The organism is Hymenobacter agri (genome assembly GCF_054778495.1).
On sequence record NZ_BAAGZM010000365.1, the window covers coordinates 1 to 4,288 of the forward strand.

Sequence of the window (4,288 nt, forward strand, 5' to 3'; positions counted from 1 at the left end):
GCGAGGGCCGGAGCGGGCCGGACGACCAGCCGGGCCCTTGGGCCGGATGATGCGCTCGTTGCCGTGCAGCATCACCGGCTTGATGCGGCCCGACACGAACGGGTGCTCGGCCTCCACGTCAATCTGGCGGCTGATGAGCTTCTGGATATCCTGCAGGTAGGCGCGTTCCTCGTCTTCGACGAAGGAGAAGGCGGTGCCGAACGCGCCGGCCCGGCCGGTGCGGCCGATGCGGTGCACGTAGGTTTCGGGCTCGTTGGGGATTTCGTAGTTGATGACGTGGGTCAGCTCATCCACGTCGATGCCGCGGGCGGCGATGTCGGTAGCCACCAGCACGCGGGTGCTGCCGGCTTTGAAGTTCGAGAGGGCGCGCTGACGGTGGTTCTGGCTCTTGTTGCCGTGGATGGCTTCGGCCGGAATGGAGTTGGCGGCGAGGGCTTTCACCACTTTATCGGCGCCGTGCTTGGTGCGGGTGAAGACGAGCACGCGCTTAATGTCCTTATCCTGCAGGATGTGACGGAGCAGGGCGGGCTTGTCGTTGTTTTCGACGAGGTACACCGACTGCGTCACCGTATCGGCGGTGCTCGATACGGGCGTTACGGCCACGCGCACCGGGTTGGGGCGCAGGATGGTGCTGGCGAGCTCCTGAATCTGGCCGGGCATGGTGGCCGAGAAAAACAGGGTCTGGCGCTTGGCGGGCAGCTTGGGCAGGATGCGCTTGATGTCGTTGATGAAGCCCATGTCGAGCATGCGGTCAGCTTCGTCGAGCACGAACACCTCAATCTGACGCAGGTCGACAAAGCCCTGGTTCATGAGGTCGAGCAGGCGGCCGGGGGTGGCGATAAGCACCTCCACGCCGCGTTTGAGCGCCTGCACCTGCGGGTGTTGGCCCACGCCGCCGAAAATAACGGTGTGGCGCAGCTGGCTCAGGTGGCGGCCGTAGGCACCGAAGCTTTCGTTAATCTGGATGGCCAGCTCGCGGGTGGGTGTGAGCACGAGGCAGCGGATGGCGCCACGCGGGTGGCTGGCTACCTGGGCAGTGCGGTGCAGCACCTGCAGAATGGGCACGGTGAAGGCGGCCGTTTTGCCGGTACCGGTCTGGGCTACGCCGAGCAGGTCTTTGCCTTCGAGCACGTGCGGAATGGCCTGCTCCTGGATGGGGGTAGGGTTGGTGTAGCCTTCTTCTTTGAGGGCTTTGAGAATGGGGTCAATCAGGTTTAACTCGTCAAACGTCATGTTGAGGGGTAAGTAGGGCGTACCGGGCAACGCAAACGGGGTGCCGCGATAAAATGGTGGCAGGCAATGGCCTGCGAAATGAGTAGTTCAGCCTGGGCCGTAGCATAGGCGGACATGGCCACGCTGGCTAGGGCCGGGCGTGGGGAGGGTGGGCGGCTCGTCGGAGGCCGACCGATTCCCGGAATGAAGAGGAATTGGCGTGAGGTGCGCTTACTTCGCGGAGACAGCCGAGGCGCGGGGCTTTGCCCGACGCGGCCGGGCAGCGGGCTGCTCCGACGGCGGCCCTGATGACGACAAAGGTACAACACACAAATCCGACGATGCAGATTATCGAGCGCACCCGGGTCTTCAATGGCCACTACAAAGTCAACCAGCTAATCGTTCAGGACGGCGAGCACCAACTCCGGCGCGAGCAGTTCGCGCCCGGCAAGGCCGTGGCCGCGCTCGTGTTCGACACGGCCCGGCAGGTGTATGTGCTCACCCGGCAGTTCCGTATCGGCCCCGAAGCGCCGCTGCTGGAAATCGCGGCCGGCATGATTGACGCGGGCGAAGCGCCCGAAACGGCCGTGCGCCGCGAGATTCACGAGGAACTAGGCTACGAAATCGATAAGCTGGAGGAGATAGTGTGCATCTGGCCCTCGCCGGGCACCAGCTCGGAGGAAATCACCCTGTACTACGCCGAAGTGAGCCACCGCCCCGGGGCCGGCGGCGGGCTGGCTGAGGAAAACGAGCACATCGAAATGGTGGAGCTGAGCTGGGAGGCGCTGCTGGCCGAGCCGCTACGCGACGCAAAGACGATAATTGCCGTACAGTGGGTGCGGCTGCGGAAGTAAATAGGCTTTCATGCCAGCGCAGAAACTGCTTTACTTGCGCCACAATGGCATTTTCCACGGCGTCATCGTCTCGGCATGTAGCAATAGCGCCTCGGCAAGTGGACTAATAGATAAATCAACGAAGCGCACGCCGTAGCGCGTTTCGTTCGGTGTTTCGATTTCGCGGCTGCCGAAACGGATGACGCGGCGTAGGCGCTGGGCGTTGCGCCAGTCGCGCAGGGCCACGGCGTTGCCGAAGGCGAAAGCGTTGGCCGGGATACTGTAGCCCAGAATTAGCGGGCCGCTGTCGAGGTCGCCTTCGCTGGTTTCGTAGCTGCCGATGCGCTCACGATAGAGCCGGATAGCGCCCCAATTGGTGCTGAAATGCTGCTGGTAGCCCCGGTACTGCTCGGCCGCGAGGGCCGGGGCGAAGCGATACAGAAAGTAGATGCTCCAGCCCAGGTGCGAGCCGCGGGGCTCTTCGGCTTGCTGGTGCCGAGTGGCGGGCTTGGACAGCAGCAGGCCGTTGGCGGGGTCGGTGAGGTGCTGGCGGGCGTAGGCGGCCCATTGTTGGCAAAATGCGCGGTACGGGCTGCCCGTGAGGTCGCTGTGCAGCTGCAGCGAGGCCAGCGCTACGGTGTTGTCGGGCACCCACACGCCGCCGGGATAAGATTCGAGGCAGTGGTTGGGCGCGGCGGCGAGCCGGCGGTGCAGCGTGGCCGACAACGAATCGTGCAGCGCTTTAAACGGGGAAGCCGGATTCAGCAGTCGGTGGCAGCCCAGCATCAGGTTAAGGTGGCCGAGGTAGAGCACCGACTCGACCGAATCGGCGGGCACGATGGCATTGGGGTTGCGGAAGGCCTGCGCAATGCTGCCCGTCAGCATTTTCCGAATAGCCAGGTCCGTGAAGCGGGCCGCTTCGGGGCGGAAGCTGCTGTCGAGCTGCGCCATGTTGGTGAAGGCGTAGGTCGAATACGACATGGTGAACAAGGACCATTCGGCGTTACCCATCGCGAGTAGCTCCGGCGTTTCGGCTTCAGGCTGGCTAATGATGCGCTCCAGATAGCGCGCCTTCTTGTGTAGCTCGGCGGGAGCGGGGTACTGGTAGGTTGGCCAACTGAAGGCGGCAACCAGTATTGCCAGCGTAATGGCCAGAACCAGAGCTGATTTGCGCTTCATGGAAAGAATGGGTAGAAACAAACAGGGCGACATCCGCCTGCGCGAATGTCGCCCCATTGCGGCGAAAAGAAGCGGCCGCGGCTACTGCGCCGCCGGAATCTCCAGCGTGTAGTCGAAGGTCTGGTACAGCTTGGCGTCGCGGATGCTCACGGCGAGTTCCTGCGGGGCCATGCTGGGGAAGGGGATGATGGCCTTGGCCTGGTAAAGGTCGCGGCCGAAGAAGCGCCCGGTACCGGCGGGCGGGGTGTAGGCGAAAACTTCTTTGCCTTCCTTATTGGTGGCCGTGATGGTGAGGTTGCCGAGGTCGGCGTTTTTGGGGCCCTGGCGGTGAATGGTGACCACGAGCACGCCCCCGGGGGGCACTTGGCCCACGCGGCGCTGGTAGGTGGTATCGGCCCAGTCGTGCAGCTTTTTGAGGTGGGTGAGCTCGGCCACCATCTCGGTGTAGGTGCGGTAGCCCACGCGGGTGAAGGAGCCGTCGACGTCCTGGTCTTCCTCGGTGTTTTTGGTGACGTTTTTCACGTAGGGCGACTCCTCGTCTTTCTGGGCGAAGGCGTAGCGCTTGCGGCCTTTAGCGGCTTTGCCGGTGGGCTGGGCCAGGGCGGCGCCGGCGCACAAACACAGCAGCGCGACGGTGAGAAAATGGCGGGCGAGGCGGGGTAACGAATGCATCAGTAAGGATGAAATAAGAAGGTGTAGAATGCAGCGGAAGGCCAACGAAAAATCGGGCCAACAAAGTAACGAAATGCCCGGCAAACTCCACCGGCCTGCGCCCGCCGAAATTGCACTAGTTGCGCCGGAGCCAGCATGACGAAAGCATAATCCGGCCGTAATAAAGGCTTCATGGAGCACGGCGAACTTTGAAAGCAGGATTATTCACCGGTTTTCATTGCTTCATCTTATGCATTTCCCGGCTTTGCTTGCGGGGCTGCGCCGCCTGGGGCGCTGGCTCATTTACGAGTTATTTCAACTAGCCTTATGGGTGGCTTTCCTGCTACACACGCTCGGCAGCCTGCGCTCGGCTTTCGGGGGCGGGGGCGAGCTGGGCGAGCGGCGGCCGGGGC

Annotated in this window: 4 protein-coding genes; 1 reads left to right on the forward strand and 3 read right to left on the reverse strand. The window is 63.2% G+C overall.

Annotation, left to right across the window (positions count from 1 at the left end):
- Positions 1 to 1,233, reverse strand: a 1,233-nt coding sequence (locus ACYVDE_RS15695) for a DEAD/DEAH box helicase (protein WP_460502485.1), incomplete at its 3' end; no start/stop codon positions are given.
- Between the two features lie 242 nt (positions 1,234 to 1,475).
- Here ACYVDE_RS15695 and ACYVDE_RS15700 point away from each other — a divergent pair.
- Positions 1,476 to 2,066: an NUDIX domain-containing protein gene (locus ACYVDE_RS15700; protein ID WP_460502486.1), complete on the forward strand. Its 591-nt coding sequence runs from the start codon at positions 1,476 to 1,478 to the stop codon at positions 2,064 to 2,066.
- Positions 2,067 to 2,096: 30 nt separating this feature from the next.
- Here the strand turns inward: ACYVDE_RS15700 and ACYVDE_RS15705 are convergent, their stop codons facing one another.
- Together ACYVDE_RS15705 and ACYVDE_RS15710 are read right to left on the reverse strand one after the other, a co-directional pair.
- The gene (locus ACYVDE_RS15705; RefSeq protein ID WP_460502487.1) at positions 2,097 to 3,224 is read right to left on the reverse strand and encodes a hypothetical protein; all 1,128 of its coding nucleotides are present in this window, start codon (positions 3,222 to 3,224) and stop codon (positions 2,097 to 2,099) included.
- 81 nt (positions 3,225 to 3,305) lie between these two features.
- Complete coding sequence (locus ACYVDE_RS15710; RefSeq protein ID WP_460502488.1) at positions 3,306 to 3,896, reverse strand: hypothetical protein; 591 nt, start codon at positions 3,894 to 3,896, stop codon at positions 3,306 to 3,308.
- Positions 3,897 to 4,288: the final 392 nt, after the last annotated feature.

Excerpts from the sequence above, each read along its gene's own strand:
- ACYVDE_RS15710 (WP_460502488.1), bottom strand. The coding sequence starts at position 3,896 with ATGCATTCGTTACCCCGCCTCGCCCGCCATTTTCTCACCGTCGCGCTG.
- ACYVDE_RS15705 (WP_460502487.1), bottom strand. The coding sequence starts at position 3,224 with ATGAAGCGCAAATCAGCTCTGGTTCTGGCCATTACGCTGGCAATACTG.